Here is a 14646-nt window from a genome sequence, read left to right on the forward strand (position 1 = left end):
GTCGTTGCGGCAGACCACGCGGACGCCGTCATTGAGTTCCCGCGCAAGGTAGTCGCCGAGCAGGTCCCGGCCACCATGCGCGGCGAGGTACCTGTCCTGCATCGCCAGTTTCCTGGCGGGCTGATTCGGAACGGCCGCCGACGCCCACACCTGGCAGTGCGGATGGGGATTGCTGCAGCCCATGGCGGCGCCCTTGTTTTCGAACACCTGAACGTAGTGCACAAACTCAAGGCGACTTGCCCGCTCGACCTCGTCGGCCCAGGCATCGACAACGGCCCGGATGCCATCGGTCGTCATGCGCGCGATCGTGATGTCGTGGCGCGGCGAGAAACACAGCACGCGACAGCGACCGGGTTGGGGCTCGGCGACGAGCAGGCCATCCAGCCCGCCGCAATCGGGTCTCTGGGCCCGATCAGTGACGTCGCTTGTCTCGTGGCCGGCGTCGACCAGCGCCGGGAAGTCGTTGTCGAAAGCGAACGTCGTAGCGTATGACGGGTTCGGTTTGCCGTTCGCCCTGGCGTTACCCGGGCACAGGTAGCAGGCGGGATCGTAGGACGGCGCCTCCTCGTCCTGCGCCGGTTCCACGTGGCCGAGCCACGGGCGGGCGAGACGGTGCGGCGACACGAGCACCCATTCGTCTAGTAGCGGGTTGTACCGCCGGTGCGGCCCCGCCAGCAGCGATTGGTCAGGCGCATCCATGGCACACGAGCATACACCGGCAGCGCGTCTATAATCCCCCCATGGCTGTCGTCCCTGGACTCACCCGTCTGCTGGCGTCGCGCGACCTCGATGGACATCGGGTTGGCCTGGTCTGCAACCCCGCCTCGGTCGACGCGGACCTGAATCACGCCGCCGATCTGGTCTTCGCGACGCCCGGCGTCACGCTTGGCGCGATCTTCGGGCCGCAACATGGGTTTCGATCCGATCTGCAGGACAACATGATCGAATCCACGCACGCGGCCGACGCCCGGCGCCGGGTGCCGATCTTCTCGCTGTACAGCGAAACGCGCGAGCCGACCGCCGAAATGCTCAAAGGGCTCGATGCGCTCGTGGTGGACCTTCAGGACATTGGCGCCCGCATCTACACGTTCATCTACACGATGGCGAACTGCCTGCGCGCCGCAGCCCGTCACGGCATTCCCGTCATCGTCTGCGATCGCCCGAATCCGATCGGCGGATTGGCGGTTGAGGGACCAGTCCTCGAGCCAGGGTTCGAGTCGTTCGTCGGGCTGTTTCCCATCCCGATGCGGCACGGCATGACGATCGGTGAACTGGCGCGCCTGTTCAACCAGCAGTACGGCATTGGCGCGAGCCTGACCGTCGTGACCATGGAGGGCTGGTCGCGGACGATGTTCTACGACGAGACCGGCCTGCCCTGGGTGATGCCGTCTCCAAACATGCCCACGCTGGACACGGCCGTTGTCTATCCGGGTGCCGTGCTGTTTGAGGGCACACAGCTTTCCGAGGGGCGTGGCACCACAAGGCCATTCGAGTTGCTCGGCGCCCCCTGGATTGACGCAGAAGCGTTCGCGGCCGACATGAACACCCTCGGCGTGCCCGGAGCGCGTTTCAGGCCCGTCGTGTTCGAACCGACGTTCCAGAAACACGCGCGCACCGCGTGCGGCGGCTGCCAGACGCACGTCGTCGACAGGCGCCGGTTCCTGCCGGTGTTGACGGGGGTGGCGCTGCTCTCCCGCTTCTACAAGGCGGATCCGGCCCGGTTCGCCTGGCGCCAGCCTCCGTACGAATACGAACACGAGAAGATGCCGATCGACATCCTGGCGGGGTCAGCAAGCCTGCGTCAGCAGATCGAGGCCGGCGTCGATCCGTTCACGATCGCGGAGAGCTGGACGGCCGAGGTCGACGCCTTCAATCAGATACGGCACCAGTACCTGCTCTACTGATGACGCTCCGCCTCAAACCACTGAGTGCTCTGACCGGTTATCGGCGTCGGACAAATCCCTCCCATTCCGTCATTCCGGCGAACGCCGGAATCCAGTCGTGTACCTCTCTGGATGCCGGCTTGCCACCCCAACGCGGTTGCCGCGTTGGGGACCCCGGCTTCCGCCGGCATGACGATCTCGATGTGACATCCGTTCTCGCCCCGGCGTGACGAAATCTTCCTCCATTACCCGACTGAGCCTCTTTCGTCGCGGCTCGGCCGGGTTATGATGACGCTGCCCCCGGCGGACTTCTCCGCGGTTCCGTAACTCCATTCCCGAGACGAGCGCACATGGCACACCCTGTCACGCCCGGCACCGACGCTCCAGTTCAGCCATTTCCCGGATCGTTCTGGACCGCCAACGTCACGGAACTTTTCGAGCGCGCCGCGTACTACTCGATGGCGAGTTTTGTCGTCATCTACCTCGGCCAGCTCGGCTTCGGGGCGTACTGGCCTTCGACGCTCAATTCGACGCTGTGGTTCCTGGTCTTCTTCCTGCCGATCCTGTCGGGCACGATCGCGGATCAAATCGGCTTCCGGCGGGCATTGCTGATCGCGTTCGTGTTGCTGACGATCGGGTACCTCCTGATGGGGTACCCGGTCTGGTTCGGCGGCAGCACGCTCGCTGCGACAATCGGCAAGGAGGTGACCGCTGGTTCTCGCGATTTCGGGGTGCTGTTCCTCGCGATCCTGCTCATCGGCATCGGCGGCTCGGTGATCAAGCCGTGCATCTCGGGCACGGTGCAGAAGACGGCCGGCGCACGGGCAACGTTGGGGTTCGCGATCTTCTACATGGTCATCAACATCGGGTCGCTGTTCGGACGCGGCACCGCGTTCGTGGTCCGAAGCGGCTCGAGCCTTGGCACCATCCTCGAAGTCGTCGCCATCTGCGGACTGGCGGCGTCGGGTATCGTGTTTCTGGTACACCGCACGACAAAGGCCAACCGGACCCAGAAGGACATCTGGATCGCGACCGCCGGCTTCACGGCGATGGCCGTGGCCGGGGCGTTCCTGGTCGCAAAGATCTATGGCGGTGCAGCCGCCGAACGGGCGGTGGCCGGCGCCGCGAACCTGTCGCTGATTTTCGCCGTTGCGGCGATGGCCTCGATCGTCGCCTTCTTCGTTGTGCTCTTTACCTACCAGGAGCCGGTGGCGGCGACCGCCCCGGCCAAGCCCAGACGCTCGATTGCGCGGATTCTCATCGACATGGTGCTGGTGCTGAGGAGCGGGCGCTTCACGATGTACTTGATTGTGATGACCGGGTTCTACTTCCTCTACAACCAGGTCTACAACGTGCTGCCGTTGTACGTGAAGCGCGTGGTCGAGTCGAACCCCGCCATGGATCTCTACACGGCCGCCAACCCGTTCATCATCGTCTGCTTCCAGCTGATCATCACCAGCACGTGGGGCAAGATGAAGCCCATCCGCTCGATGGTGGCCGGCACCGTGATCATCAGCGTGGCGATGCTCATCAACATCGCGCCGATCTATATGGCGGGCGGGCCGCAGGCGCTGGTCGCCAACTGGCTGCCGATCGCCTCAGTATTCACCATTCTGACGGTGGCGTTGATCGCGCTCGGCGAGCTGTTCACGTCGCCCCGGATGTACGAGTACATTGGGGCGCTGGCGCCCAAGGGACAGGAGGGGTTGTTCCTGGGATATGCCAATCTGCCGCTCGCGTTCGGGGCGATGCTGGGTGGTCCGGTTGGCGCCTACATCTTCAACGACATCATGGCCGCCGGCGCGACGGTCAAGCCCGACGGCCTGCTCGAGCTCGTGCCCGCCAACAACGCCATGGGCTGGCTCATCCTGATGGGCATCGGCTTTGTGTCGGCCGCCTCGTTGTGGATGTTCAACGTCTGGCTCGAAAAGCAGAAGTAGGGTTACGAGCGCGTGACAACCTTGCGCTTCTTATTGGCGAACTCGGGCGCTTCCATCACGCAGGTTCCGAGCACTTTGAATGATCTGGCGAAGGCGCGTGCACCGAGCCGCGAAATCTCGGCCGGGGCCGCGCCAACGTCGGGATAGCCGTCGGCATCGGCTTTCGTGCTGGCGGTTTCCCAATTCTGGAACAGCCGCCCCCAGTCACTCGACAGGACGTCCTTCATCATCCGGTCCGCGTTCATCGGGTACCAGAAGCTGTCGTGGTACATGACGCTGGCGATGTAGGCCCACGGCGCGAGCACGGTCTTGAGGCTCCACTCGATCGGCTTCTTGAGCGGGCCCCAGTAGATCCTGTGCTGCATCCGGGACGCGAACGTCATCTTCTTGAACGGCCCCACAAAGTGCCAGTTTTCGGCGGCCGCCGACTGGTCGCCGACGATCTCGATGTCGCGTGGATCTCCACATCCCAGCCCGGCCTCGTGTGCCAGGCGGATGAACTTGATCGACATCGGGTCCATGCCCATAAGCCGAGCCGCGACCGCGTCAATGGCCACCTGATCCGCGCTCGCCAGGATCACGTTTTTCACCTGCGGCGTCATGCAGCGTGGCCCCGGGCCGTCGCCCGCGAACGTGCCGTCCATCACGGCGAAGACGCCGCGGTGAATCTTCTTCTGGATCATCAGCAGGTCCACGAGCGTTTCGTGGATGACCGGGTGGGTCCAGTGACGCCGCTCGTTCAGCAGTCCGCCAAACGCGTTCTTCATCGCACCGGTCGTCGTTGTGAAGATATGCGTCTTCACGGTCGGCAGATGGATGATGTTCTCGCCGATGAATCGCCGCGGGATCATGAATCCCTGCGGGTAGACCTCATTGAGGCAGAGAAACTTCTTCGTCAAATCGCCGACGGCGTCCTTGATCCCGATCCACTCTTCGTCCTCGTAGAGGTGGATGTTCCTCAGTCCGTGCGCGTCGACGACATTGACCTGCTTGTTCTCACGCTCGCCGAGGTGCGCGTCGATGACGACGGTGCGGTTGTGGCACGCGTGCACCAGCGCCGGATCGTAGCCGTCAGCCTTGAGCGCGCGGATGACGCCATCCAGTTGCCACGGCACCGTTGAGCTGCCTGGAAAGAAGAAGTGCCACGAGATATTGACCTTGAGCGCGGTGTCCGCATCCTTGGCGACGACGTCCTGGTAGCGGGCCAGGTTCATCAGCTCGTGGTAGTCCCTCAGGACAGTCCCGGGGCGCGTACGCAGAATGGCTACAGTCGCTTTGGCCATGGAAACTCTATTGTAGTCGACCGGGCGGCGCGTCAGGAAATGGCATCGTCTGACACGCGAACGAGCAACTTGCCGGTGTTCGCGCCGTCGAAGAGCCGATTGATTGCGATCGGGGCGTGTTCGAGGCCGTCGACGATGTCAGTGCGATAGCGCAGCAGGCCCTTGGACATCCACGTTCCAAGCGCAGCGAACGCCTCCGGGAATCGGGTCGCGTAGTCGAGGATGATGAAGCCCTCGATCCGCGCCCGCTTGATGAGCACGTTACCGAAAAAGCGGGGCCCTGGCGGCGGCACGGGTTCGTTGTACTGGGAGATGAGACCGCAGAGCGCAATACGCGCGCGCTCATTGATGAGTGCCAGCACCGCGTCGAGAATCTCGCCTCCGACATTCTCGAAGTACACATCGATCCCGTTCGGACAGTGCTGCCGCAACCGCCGGAGGACGGATTCGCGTTTGTAGTTGATCGCGGCATCGAAGTGGAGTTCGCCGGTCAACCACTGGCACTTGTCATCACTGCCAGCGATGCCCACAACGCGGCAGCCGAGAATCTTGCCGATCTGACCGACAAGTGAGCCCACCGCGCCGGCGGCACCAGACACGACAATCGTCTCACCCTCCTTCGGCCGGCCGATATCGAGCAGGCCGAAGTACGCCGTCGCCCCGATGTAGCTGAAGACGGCCGGGTAAGCGTCGAGTGGAATGCCGGGCTGAGGCTCGAACCGCGTGACCGCGGCTCCGTCGACCACGCTGTACGCCTGCCAGCCGAGCATGCCCTGCACGTAGTCGCCAGGCCTGAGCGCCGCGTGACGTGACGCCTCCACGATGCCGAGGCCAAAGCCGCGCATGACGCTGCCGAGCGGAATCGGCGGCAGATAGGTCGCGGTGGCATTGGCCCAGCCGCGATTGGTCGGATCCAGCGACAGGTACACGACGCGCACGAGCACCTGGCCGTCGGCCGGATCCGGAACCGGCTCTTCGGCCCACTGAAAGTCCTCTGGTTTGAATGTCCCTTGCGGCCGGGCCGCCAGTTTCCACGCGCGATTGATCAGCGTCGCCATGCCGCTCCTCTGTCCTTCGATTCATGATCTCGACGATGAATGCATTCACTCAGGACATAGTGCTGAGCGAGCACTTTCGCCGGGTGGCCTTCCAAGAATATGCAGCCGTCATTGCGAGTCGAAGCACTATGCCTTGATCGTCTCGAGGCCGTGGGCCTTCGGACCCTTTTCGCTGCGCCACAACAACCACGCGAAGAAGAGGCCGAAGAAACCAAGACACGAGAAGATCCACATGCCGAGGTGGTAGCCGCCAGGGTTCGAGGCGCTCGCGCCCGCGTAATCGTTGGCCCACCCGATAGTCAGGTTGAATCCCGCGAGGCCGATGTTCTGGATGAGCGTCATCAACCCGTACGCCGTGCCGAGCTTGTTCTCCTCGACGACGTAGGCAACCGACGGCCACATGATCGCGGGGATGAGCGAGAAGGCAATGCCCATCACGGCCATCGGCACGTAGAGCGGGATCGACGAGTAAGCCATCACGAGGTAGACCGGGATGAGCAACAGCGACCCGAACATCATGAACAATGATCGTTTGCCGATCTTGTCCACCATCAGGCCGAACAGCGGCGTGCAGATCATGGCGAACAGCGTGAGCATGCTCGACAGGAACCCGCCCGTCTCGCGCGAGACGCCGTGCGACGCCATGAAGAACTTCACCGCGAAGGTCTGGAACGGGAAGATGCCGGAATAGAAGGTCACGCATAGGGCGACGATGCACCAGTAGGACCAGGTAAAGCGGAAGATGTCGCTGAACACGACCTTGTCGGTGGAGCCGGCCGCGCCGAGCGCGTACTTCCGGTCCGCATTGATCTCGAGCAGCCAGTAGAAGATGGCGCCAGTCACGCAGAAGGTGCCGAACGCGACGCTTATCAGCAGCGGCTTGCGCCAGTCGTCAAACGCCCAACTCGCCCAGGATGGGGAGTTGAGGGCCGCAAACGAACCGAGTCGCGCAATCGTCAGGTTGATGCCGAAGGCGAAGCTCAGCTCCTTGCCCTTGAACCACTTCGCGATGGCCGTCGTCACGGCGACGATGAGCGATTCGGCGCCGAGGCCGAAAATGAGACGGCCCGCGGCCATGACCGCCAGGGTGCGCGAATCGGCCGCCAGGCCGAAGGGGCCTCCCAGTGTCGCCGCGAGCGACTGCAGCGCGCCGGTGTCGGCCATAGCCGTTGTGGCAGCCCCGATAAGGCAGAGCGTGCCAAACGCCAGCGTCGCCTTGCGGGTGCCGACACGGTCGATGATGAAACCGCCGATGAGCACCATGAACACGTTCGGGATGCTGTAGATCGCCTGCAGCAGGCCGATGTTCGCATCGGAGAAGCCCAATTTGGCCGTGAGGACATCGGCCATCGGGCTGATGCAGTCGTAGACGTAGTAGTTGCCGAACATCGCGAGGCTGATGAAGACGAGCACCAGCCAGCGATAGGCGCGCGGCGGCTGCGGGCGCGCGGACGTTACGGACCGATCAGTCATCAAGAGCCTCGCTCCACCTAATTCTTCAGCGCCGCCAACTCCTTCGCCGACTCGGCTTCGATGTCCTTGTGCAGACTGTTCCCGTGCGCATCCATCGTCACGATCACCGGGAAGTCCTTGACGTGCAGGTGCCACATCGCTTCGGGCACACCGAACTCGAAGAGCGACACGCCATCGACGCGCTCGATGCACCGGGCGTAGAACTGCGCCGCGCCGCCAATCGCGCTCAAGTAGACCGCGCCGCACTCCTTCAGGGCGTCGAGCGTCTTTGCGCCCATGCCGCCCTTGCCAATGACGGCGCGCACGCCGAACTTGCGAATGACGTCGGCCTGGTACGGCTCCTCGCGAATGCTGGTGGTCGGCCCGGCGGCGTTCATCTTCCACATATCGCCGTCTTTCACCGCCACTGGTCCGCAGTGGTAAATCACCCCGCCGTTCAGATCCACCGGCGGGTTGTTCTTCGCCAGGTATGCGTGCACCGAGTCGCGGCCCGTGAACATGCGGCCGTTGAGCAGCAGGACGTCGCCGACCTTGAGCGAGCGGACCTGCGCCTCGGTGAGCGGCGCGGTCAGCACGACCTCGCGCCCCGTCCGCTTGAACCCGGCCTGATCCGCCATCGGCGCGATCGGGCTCGACGGATCGCGATACTGCCACCGCTTGATCGCGCCGGTGGTCGCGTCCATCACCACGCCGAGCCGGCGGAACGCCCAACAGTCGTACGCGATCGACACGAAGAAGCAGGCCGGCAGACGATTGAGCGCCGCGATCTTGCAGCCGATGAGCGTCGTCTTGCCGCCGAACCCCATCGTGCCAACGCCGAGCCGGTTGACCGTGCCCATGATGTTGGCTTCGAGCTCCGCGAGTTGCGGATCCGGGTTCACATCGTCGAGCGTCCGGAACAGCTGCGCCTTCGCCTCCGCGTAGCTGCTGGTGCGATCGCCGCCAATACACACGCCGACGGCCCCAGGCGCGCACCCCTTGCCCTGTGCCTGCCACACGGCGTGGAGGATGCACTTGCGGACGCCCTCGAGATTCCGGTCCGCGCGCCCGAGATTCGCCAACTCGACCGGCACCGCATACTGGGCGTTGCAGTTCTCGCAACCGCCACCCTTGAGCAGCAGCTTGACCTCAATCTCGTTGGCCGACGCCCACTGATTGAAGTGGATGACGGGCGTGCCGGGGCCGAGGTTGTTGCCGGAATTCTTGCCAGTGATTGAATCGACCGAGTTCGGACGCAGTTTCCCGCGCCTGGTGGCCTCGACAATCGCCCTTCGAACTTCCTCGGCCATCCACAACTGGTCCGCCTCTCGCGGCACGTGGATCTCGAAGGTCGGCATGCCGGTGTCCTGGCAGATCGCGCCTTCGACGTCGGCAGCCTGATCGATATTGACGTTGATGATGCACAGGGCCTGGCCGGCACGCGTGTCGGCGGGTTCCAGATCGGTTGCGGCTTTCATGGCCGCGCGAACGTCGGGAGGCAGTTCAGACGACGTTTTGACGATGAGTTCAAGCATGCTCGAAAAGAATTCTGCTAACATGACGCCAGAGTATATACCGATTCCATATGATGGATTAACCCGTTCATGTTCAGCAGGATACGGCTCGCGGCGGCGTTGTGTGCCGTGGCGCTTTTCGCCACCGAGGCGGGGCACCTCGGTGCGCAGGGCCGGGTGCGGCATGGCCGCTTGTTCGCGCCCCAGGATCTTGGCCTGCTCGAGGGGCCCGACCGCGATCTCTGGCAGATGCCGGGACCGATCATGGATGCGCTCGGCATCGCCGAAGGGTCGATCGTGGCCGACCTCGGAGCGGGCGGCGGCTGGTTCACGATTCGCCTTGCTCGGCGCGTCGGTCCCAACGGAAAGGTCTACGCCGAGGATATCCAGCGCCTGATGCTGGAAGCGACCCGGCGTCGCATCGCCCGCGAGGGTCTTCGCAACGTGGAACCGGTGCTTGGGACGGAATCAGATCCGAGGCTGCCGGCAGGCAAAATCGATGCGGTCCTGGTGGTTGACACGTACCACGAGATCAACGACCCCGTGCCGTTGCTCCGGAACCTCGCAAAGTCGCTGAAGCCGCAAGGACGCGTTGGCGTCGTGGATTTCCGGAAGGATGGGTGGGGCCCTGGCCCGCCGCTCGAGGAGCGCGTGGACCCGGATCTCATCGTGCGCGATGCGGAAGCGGCCGGATTGAAGCTGGCACGGCGAGAGACGTTTCTCCCCTACCAGTTCTTCCTGATCTTCGTGAGGAAGTAATCGGGCGGCGCGTGCGCGTGCGCCGCCCGCAAGGCTAGCGCCCGAGCACCTTCCAGACGCCCGGCAAGACGCTTGCGGCGATGAGGAGCTTGACCAGATCGGCAGCGACAAACGGATAGAAGCCGGCCGCGAGCGCGGCAGCGAGCGCGCCACTACCCATCGCCGGTGCGAACTGCAGCGTGAGCGTCGACACCCCGCCAGCAAAGATGATGGCGAGACCAGCGGCCATGGCGGCCACTGAGGTCAGGTAACGGCGATCGAATCCGCGCTCAGCGAGCAGGCCAGTCACCAACGCCGCGAGCGGGTAGCTGAGCAGGAACCCGCCGGTCGGGCCAAACAGCCTCGCGATGCCGTGTGGAAGTACCGGCGACGCGGCAAACACCGGCAACCCGGCAACGCCGGCCGCCAGGTAGAGGATCTGGCTGGCGACACCCAGCCGGGAACCGAGGGCCGCCGCGCCGAGCAGCACGATCATGGGCTGCAGCGTCAGCGGCACCGGCGTGAACGGCAACGGGATGCTGACCTGGGCTGCGGCCGCGGTCAGCACGGTGATGAACAGAACACTGGCCACCCGGATGGCGCGCGAAGACGGCAACGCCAGTCGGTCAGTCAGTGAATACAGCAGAGATGCATTCGTCATGTCAATCCGGATTCTAGCGTATGAAGAAGGCACTGACAATCGCCGGGAGTGATTCGGGCGGCGGAGCAGGCATCCAGGCCGACCTCAAGACGTTCGCCGCGCACGGGGTCTGGGGCACGAGCGCGATTGCGGCCATCACCGCTCAGAACACGCTCGGGGTGACCGCCGCGCTCCCGCTCCCTTGCGACATCATCACGGCGCAGATCGAGGCCGTCACGAGCGATATCGGCGTCGACGCCGTCAAGACCGGTATGCTCGCCACCACCGCTATCGTCGAAGCCGTCGCCGCCGCGGTGGCGCGGTTCACGCTGGTCAATGTCGTCGTAGACCCGGTGATGGTGTCGAAAAGCGGCGCCGTCCTGCTGGCTGGCGACGCGGTGGATGCTCTGCGCAGACAACTGCTGCCGCGGGCGACCGTGGTCACGCCGAATACGGAGGAAGCGGAGGTGCTGACCGGACTCACGATCCGGAGCGTGGACGACAGCCGGCTGGCGGCGCGCCTGATTCACGACATGGGCCCCGCGGCCGTCATCGTCAAAGGCGGGCATCTTCCAACGGCCGACGTCGTGGATGTGCTGTTTGATGGCCAGGATCTGCTGGAGTTTCGCCACGTGCGCGTGCCGGGGACAAACACGCATGGTACCGGATGCACGTTCGCGGCTGCCATCGCGGCGAACCTGGCACTCGGCAAGACGATCGCGCAAGCCGTTCCGCTCGCCCAAGCATACGTGGAGGGGGCGATCCGCCACGGCGCCGCAGCCGGCCGGGGTGTGGGCGTCCTGAATCACTTCTGGAACGGCGCAGCAAAGCTATACTGAAGTGTTGACTCCAATGCCGCCGACGCTGCTGAGTATCACACGCGACGAACTGGACCTTGCGGCGCTGGTGCGTCTGGTCACCGAGAGCGGCGACCAACCGCCGGGCCGGCATGGAGCGATCGTGACGTTTCTCGGGACAGTCCGGGGCGAGAACCTCGGCCGGCGCGTCGTGGAGCTGGAGTACCAGGCCTACGAGCCCCTGGCCGTGCGCGCGTTTGAGATCATTGCCGCCGAGGTCGCCGACACCTGGCCCGAGGCGAGGCTGGCGCTGCATCATCGGATTGGGACGCTGCGACCGGGCGAGGTCAGCGTCGCGATCGCCGCGGCGTCGCCGCATCGCACAGAGGCGTTCAAGGCCTGCCGCTACGCGATCGAGCGCGTGAAGCAGATCGCGCCGATCTGGAAACGTGAGGTTTTTGAAGGCGGCGAGGCGTGGATCGAGAATGCAACGGCCGATCCCTCCGATTCGGCGGCTCGGCAGGCTGCCAGCGAGCGCGCATGCAGGTAACGATTCGATTGTTCGCGCGGCTGCGCGACATCGCTGGTACAGCCGATCTGGTGCGTGACGTGCCTGAAGGCGCCACCGTGGACACGGCATGGCAGGCCCTCGCCACCGAGTTTCCGGCGATGGCGCCGCATCGCGCATCCCTGTCGGCCGCTGTCAACGCGGAGTACGCGCAATTCACCCGGGCGCTGGCCGATCGGGACGAGGTGGTCTTTCTGCCGCCGGTGTCGGGGGGATGAGGATCGGATTGTTGTTGATGTCAGGTGCTCCACATGCTGGATAAGCTGAATTCCATCGAAGCGAGATACGAGGACCTGCTCGTGGCGCTGGGGACGCCCGCGGTGCAGTCAGACGCGACCCAGTACCGGACCAACGCGAAGGCACTGGCCGAGATCGAGCCTGTCGTCGAGCGTTTTCGCGAGTACAAGAGCGTCACCTCGCAGATCGCGCAGGCGGAAGAACTCGCGAAGACCGATGACGCGGAGATGCGGGCACTGGCGCTCGAAGAATTGCCGCCGCTCAAGGCACGAGCGGAAATCCTGATCGCGGAGATCAAGGCGCTGCTCGTGCCCAAAGACCCGAACGACGCGAAGAACGTCGTCCTGGAGATCCGAGCGGGCACGGGCGGCGACGAGGCGGCGCTGTTTGCCGCCGAGCTGTTCCGGATGTACAGCCGATTTGCGGAACGGCAGGGCTGGCGTATCGAAGTCCTGTCGACCAGCGAGAACGGCATCGGCGGCACCAAGGAAGTGGTCGCGAGCATCGAAGGCAAGCTGGTCTACAGCCGGTTGAAGTACGAAAGCGGCGTGCACCGGGTTCAGCGGGTTCCGGCAACCGAGGCGAGCGGCCGGATCCATACGTCGACCGCGACGGTGGCCGTGCTGCCGGAGGCCGAGGAGGTCGACGTCGCCATCGAGGCGAAAGACCTCCGCGTTGACACGTTCTGCTCGAGCGGTCCCGGCGGCCAGAGCGTCAACACGACGTACTCGGCGGTGCGGATCACGCATCTCCCCTCGGGCCTGGTCGTCTCGCAGCAGGATGAGAAGTCGCAGGTCAAGAATCGGTCGAAGGCCATGAAAGTGCTGCGAGCGCGACTCTACGAGATGGAGATGCGCAAGCAGCAGGCGGCGATCGCCAAGGACCGGCGCAGTCAGGTCGGCACCGGCGAGCGTTCCGAGAAGATCCGGACGTACAACTACCCACAAAGCCGGATTACGGATCATCGGATCAACTTCACGACACACCGGTTGACCGATGTGCTGGACGGCAACGTGACCGAACTGATTGACCAGGTCGTCACGTATTACACGGCCGAGCAATTGAAGGACGTCACGACGGTCGGGGAATAGCCGGACGGGAGTCGGGGTTCGGGATTCGGGAGTCGGTAGTCAGTAGTCGGTAGCCAGTAGACGGTAGCGGGACGATATGGGTCAGCAGCAAGAAGGAACTGGGCAGGGTATCTAGCACTGGAGGCCGGGTCTTCAGACCCGGCGATCACCGCCGTCGGGGCGTGTTTCACCACACCCGAGAAGGCTCGAACGGATGAACGCCACCGACACGCTGCACGCGATCATCTTGGATGCCCGGAGGCGCCTCGAGCGCGCCGGCATCGAACCGGCCGAGGCCGCGCTCGACGCGGAGCTGCTGGCGCGACATGCGCTGGGTGGATGGGAGCGAGGGCAACTGCTCGCCAACTGGCGTGAGCCGGCCCCGGCGGGGTTCGTTGAACGGTTTGACCCGCTCGTTGAGCGTCGCGAACGCCGGGAACCCACCGCATACATCACGGGACACCGCGAATTCTGGGGCCTCGAGATCGACGTCGAGCCCGGCGTGCTCATCCCGCGGCCCGAAACCGAGTTCATCATCGAGGAGGCCCTGGCTCGTCTCACTCCGCTTGCCGAATCCCGACCGAATGGCCGTGTCCTGCGTATCGCCGACATTGGCACCGGCAGCGGCTGTCTTGCCATCGCGCTGGCGCGCTGGCTGCCTTCGGCCCACGTGATTGCCACCGACATGTCGGCCGCCGCGCTCGCCATCGCCGCCAGGAACGTCGTCCGACACGACGTGCAAGACCGCGTGACGCTCGTGCGCTGCGATCTACTGGACGCGACGGCCGGCCCGTTCGACCTCATCGTGTCGAACCCACCATACGTCCCGGCTGCGGATCTGGCATCACTTCAGCCCGAGATCCTCGACTATGAACCGCGGCTCGCGCTGGAGGCGGGACAAGATGGCCTCGACCTGATTCGCCGGCTCGTGCCGATGGCCGCCAGCCGGCTGGTGCCGGGCGGGTGGCTCGTCTTCGAGTTTGGCCATGGCCAGGCGACCAGCGTGCGGGAGATCATCGCAGCCGATGCGCGCCTGGCAGTGGTAGCATTGCGCGACGATCTCGCGGGCATCCCGCGCACCGCCGTCGCCTGTCGAACCCGGAGTGGCCTATGAGCTGCCTGTTCTGTCGCGTGGTCAGTGGCGAAATACCCGCCAAGAAGATCTACGAAGACGACGCCCTGGTGGCGTTCCACGACATCAATCCGCAGGCGCCCGTCCACTTTCTGATCGTGCCGCGCAAGCACATCGCCACGCTCAACGACGTGACGCCAGATGACGAACCACTGATCGGCATGATGCTCACCCGGGCTGCCGCACTCGCCCGCGAACTGGGTCTCGCGGAGCGGGGCTATCGCGCGGTGTTCAACTGCAACAGCGAGGCCGGCCAGACGGTGTTCCACATCCACCTGCACCTGCTCGGTGGACGTCCGATGCTCTGGCCTCCGGGCTAGAAGGGCACGGCATG

General features: G+C 64.6%; 15 protein-coding genes. 9 read left to right on the forward strand and 6 right to left on the reverse strand.

Annotated features, from left to right (window positions below):
• Positions 1-699 (reverse strand): galactose-1-phosphate uridylyltransferase (galT, locus tag NT151_00515; protein ID MCX6537404.1); only part of this gene is annotated, 699 nt, incomplete at its 3' end.
• 41 nt (positions 700-740) lie between these two features.
• Here galT and NT151_00520 point away from each other — a divergent pair.
• Complete coding sequence (locus NT151_00520) at positions 741-1904, forward strand: DUF1343 domain-containing protein (GenBank protein MCX6537405.1); 1164 nt, start codon at positions 741-743, stop codon at positions 1902-1904.
• Positions 1905-2233: 329 nt separating this feature from the next.
• Positions 2234-3823: a hypothetical protein gene (locus NT151_00525; protein MCX6537406.1), complete on the forward strand. Its 1590-nt coding sequence runs from the start codon at positions 2234-2236 to the stop codon at positions 3821-3823.
• 2 nt (positions 3824-3825) lie between these two features.
• On the opposite strand, the gene NT151_00530 is transcribed toward NT151_00525, so the two are convergent.
• The 4 genes from NT151_00530 to NT151_00545 all read right to left on the reverse strand — a co-directional run bounded on the left by NT151_00530 (position 3826) and on the right by NT151_00545 (position 9175).
• Positions 3826-5106, reverse strand: a complete 1281-nt coding sequence (locus NT151_00530) for a DUF362 domain-containing protein (GenBank protein ID MCX6537407.1) — start codon at positions 5104-5106, stop codon at positions 3826-3828.
• Positions 5107-5138: 32 nt separating this feature from the next.
• A complete protein-coding gene (locus NT151_00535) occupies positions 5139-6164 on the reverse strand; it encodes an NADP-dependent oxidoreductase (GenBank protein MCX6537408.1) in 1026 nt (341 codons plus the stop codon).
• 126 nt (positions 6165-6290) lie between these two features.
• Entirely contained in the window at positions 6291-7637 is a 1347-nt protein-coding gene (locus NT151_00540) for an MFS transporter (GenBank protein MCX6537409.1), read from the reverse strand.
• A gap of 17 nt (positions 7638-7654) precedes the next feature.
• Positions 7655-9175 (reverse strand): FumA C-terminus/TtdB family hydratase beta subunit, encoded by a 1521-nt coding sequence (locus NT151_00545; protein ID MCX6537410.1) that lies wholly within the window; start codon positions 9173-9175, stop codon positions 7655-7657.
• A gap of 45 nt (positions 9176-9220) precedes the next feature.
• On the opposite strand from NT151_00545, the gene NT151_00550 reads away from it, so the two are divergent.
• On the forward strand, positions 9221-9889 hold the full coding sequence (locus tag NT151_00550; protein ID MCX6537411.1) for a class I SAM-dependent methyltransferase: 669 nt from the start codon (positions 9221-9223) through the stop codon (positions 9887-9889).
• A gap of 34 nt (positions 9890-9923) precedes the next feature.
• On the opposite strand, the gene NT151_00555 is transcribed toward NT151_00550, so the two are convergent.
• Positions 9924-10529, reverse strand: a complete 606-nt coding sequence (locus NT151_00555) for a biotin transporter BioY (GenBank protein ID MCX6537412.1) — start codon at positions 10527-10529, stop codon at positions 9924-9926.
• Between the two features lie 20 nt (positions 10530-10549).
• Here NT151_00555 and thiD point away from each other — a divergent pair, with 20 nt between their 5' ends.
• The 6 genes from thiD to NT151_00585 all read left to right on the forward strand — a co-directional run bounded on the left by thiD (position 10550) and on the right by NT151_00585 (position 14632).
• Complete coding sequence (thiD, locus tag NT151_00560; protein ID MCX6537413.1) at positions 10550-11347, forward strand: bifunctional hydroxymethylpyrimidine kinase/phosphomethylpyrimidine kinase; 798 nt, start codon at positions 10550-10552, stop codon at positions 11345-11347.
• Positions 11348-11360: 13 nt separating this feature from the next.
• Positions 11361-11855: a molybdenum cofactor biosynthesis protein MoaE gene (locus tag NT151_00565; protein MCX6537414.1), complete on the forward strand. Its 495-nt coding sequence runs from the start codon at positions 11361-11363 to the stop codon at positions 11853-11855.
• Positions 11846-12091 (forward strand): molybdopterin converting factor subunit 1, encoded by a 246-nt coding sequence (moaD, locus tag NT151_00570; GenBank protein ID MCX6537415.1) that lies wholly within the window; start codon positions 11846-11848, stop codon positions 12089-12091. The genes NT151_00565 and moaD overlap by 10 nt, the downstream gene beginning before the upstream one ends.
• Positions 12092-12124: 33 nt before the next feature.
• Positions 12125-13201 (forward strand): peptide chain release factor 1, encoded by a 1077-nt coding sequence (prfA, locus tag NT151_00575; GenBank protein ID MCX6537416.1) that lies wholly within the window; start codon positions 12125-12127, stop codon positions 13199-13201.
• 193 nt (positions 13202-13394) lie between these two features.
• Positions 13395-14294: a peptide chain release factor N(5)-glutamine methyltransferase gene (prmC, locus tag NT151_00580; protein ID MCX6537417.1), complete on the forward strand. Its 900-nt coding sequence runs from the start codon at positions 13395-13397 to the stop codon at positions 14292-14294.
• The gene (locus NT151_00585; protein MCX6537418.1) at positions 14291-14632 is read left to right on the forward strand and encodes a histidine triad nucleotide-binding protein; all 342 of its coding nucleotides are present in this window, start codon (positions 14291-14293) and stop codon (positions 14630-14632) included. The genes prmC and NT151_00585 overlap by 4 nt, the downstream gene beginning before the upstream one ends.
• Positions 14633-14646: the final 14 nt, after the last annotated feature.

It is taken from the genome of Acidobacteriota bacterium, from assembly GCA_026393675.1.
Lineage (GTDB): Bacteria > Acidobacteriota > Vicinamibacteria > Vicinamibacterales > JAKQTR01 > JBAXOX01.

What these genes read in the sequence shown, in the direction of transcription:
- NT151_00555 (MCX6537412.1), bottom strand. Translation starts at nt 10,529, where the DNA reads ATGACGAATGCATCTCTGCTGTATTCACTGACTGACCGACTGGCGTTG.
- NT151_00535 (MCX6537408.1), bottom strand. Translation starts at nt 6,164, where the DNA reads ATGGCGACGCTGATCAATCGCGCGTGGAAACTGGCGGCCCGGCCGCAA.
- NT151_00545 (MCX6537410.1), bottom strand. Translation starts at nt 9,175, where the DNA reads ATGTTAGCAGAATTCTTTTCGAGCATGCTTGAACTCATCGTCAAAACG.
- NT151_00530 (MCX6537407.1), bottom strand. Translation starts at nt 5,106, where the DNA reads ATGGCCAAAGCGACTGTAGCCATTCTGCGTACGCGCCCCGGGACTGTC.
- NT151_00540 (MCX6537409.1), bottom strand. Translation starts at nt 7,637, where the DNA reads ATGACTGATCGGTCCGTAACGTCCGCGCGCCCGCAGCCGCCGCGCGCC.
- NT151_00525 (MCX6537406.1), top strand. Translation starts at nt 2,234, where the DNA reads ATGGCACACCCTGTCACGCCCGGCACCGACGCTCCAGTTCAGCCATTT.
- prfA (MCX6537416.1), top strand. Translation starts at nt 12,125, where the DNA reads ATGCTGGATAAGCTGAATTCCATCGAAGCGAGATACGAGGACCTGCTC.
- thiD (MCX6537413.1), top strand. Translation starts at nt 10,550, where the DNA reads ATGAAGAAGGCACTGACAATCGCCGGGAGTGATTCGGGCGGCGGAGCA.
- NT151_00550 (MCX6537411.1), top strand. Translation starts at nt 9,221, where the DNA reads ATGTTCAGCAGGATACGGCTCGCGGCGGCGTTGTGTGCCGTGGCGCTT.
- NT151_00565 (MCX6537414.1), top strand. Translation starts at nt 11,361, where the DNA reads ATGCCGCCGACGCTGCTGAGTATCACACGCGACGAACTGGACCTTGCG.
- NT151_00585 (MCX6537418.1), top strand. Translation starts at nt 14,291, where the DNA reads ATGAGCTGCCTGTTCTGTCGCGTGGTCAGTGGCGAAATACCCGCCAAG.
- moaD (MCX6537415.1), top strand. Translation starts at nt 11,846, where the DNA reads ATGCAGGTAACGATTCGATTGTTCGCGCGGCTGCGCGACATCGCTGGT.
- prmC (MCX6537417.1), top strand. Translation starts at nt 13,395, where the DNA reads ATGAACGCCACCGACACGCTGCACGCGATCATCTTGGATGCCCGGAGG.
- NT151_00520 (MCX6537405.1), top strand. Translation starts at nt 741, where the DNA reads ATGGCTGTCGTCCCTGGACTCACCCGTCTGCTGGCGTCGCGCGACCTC.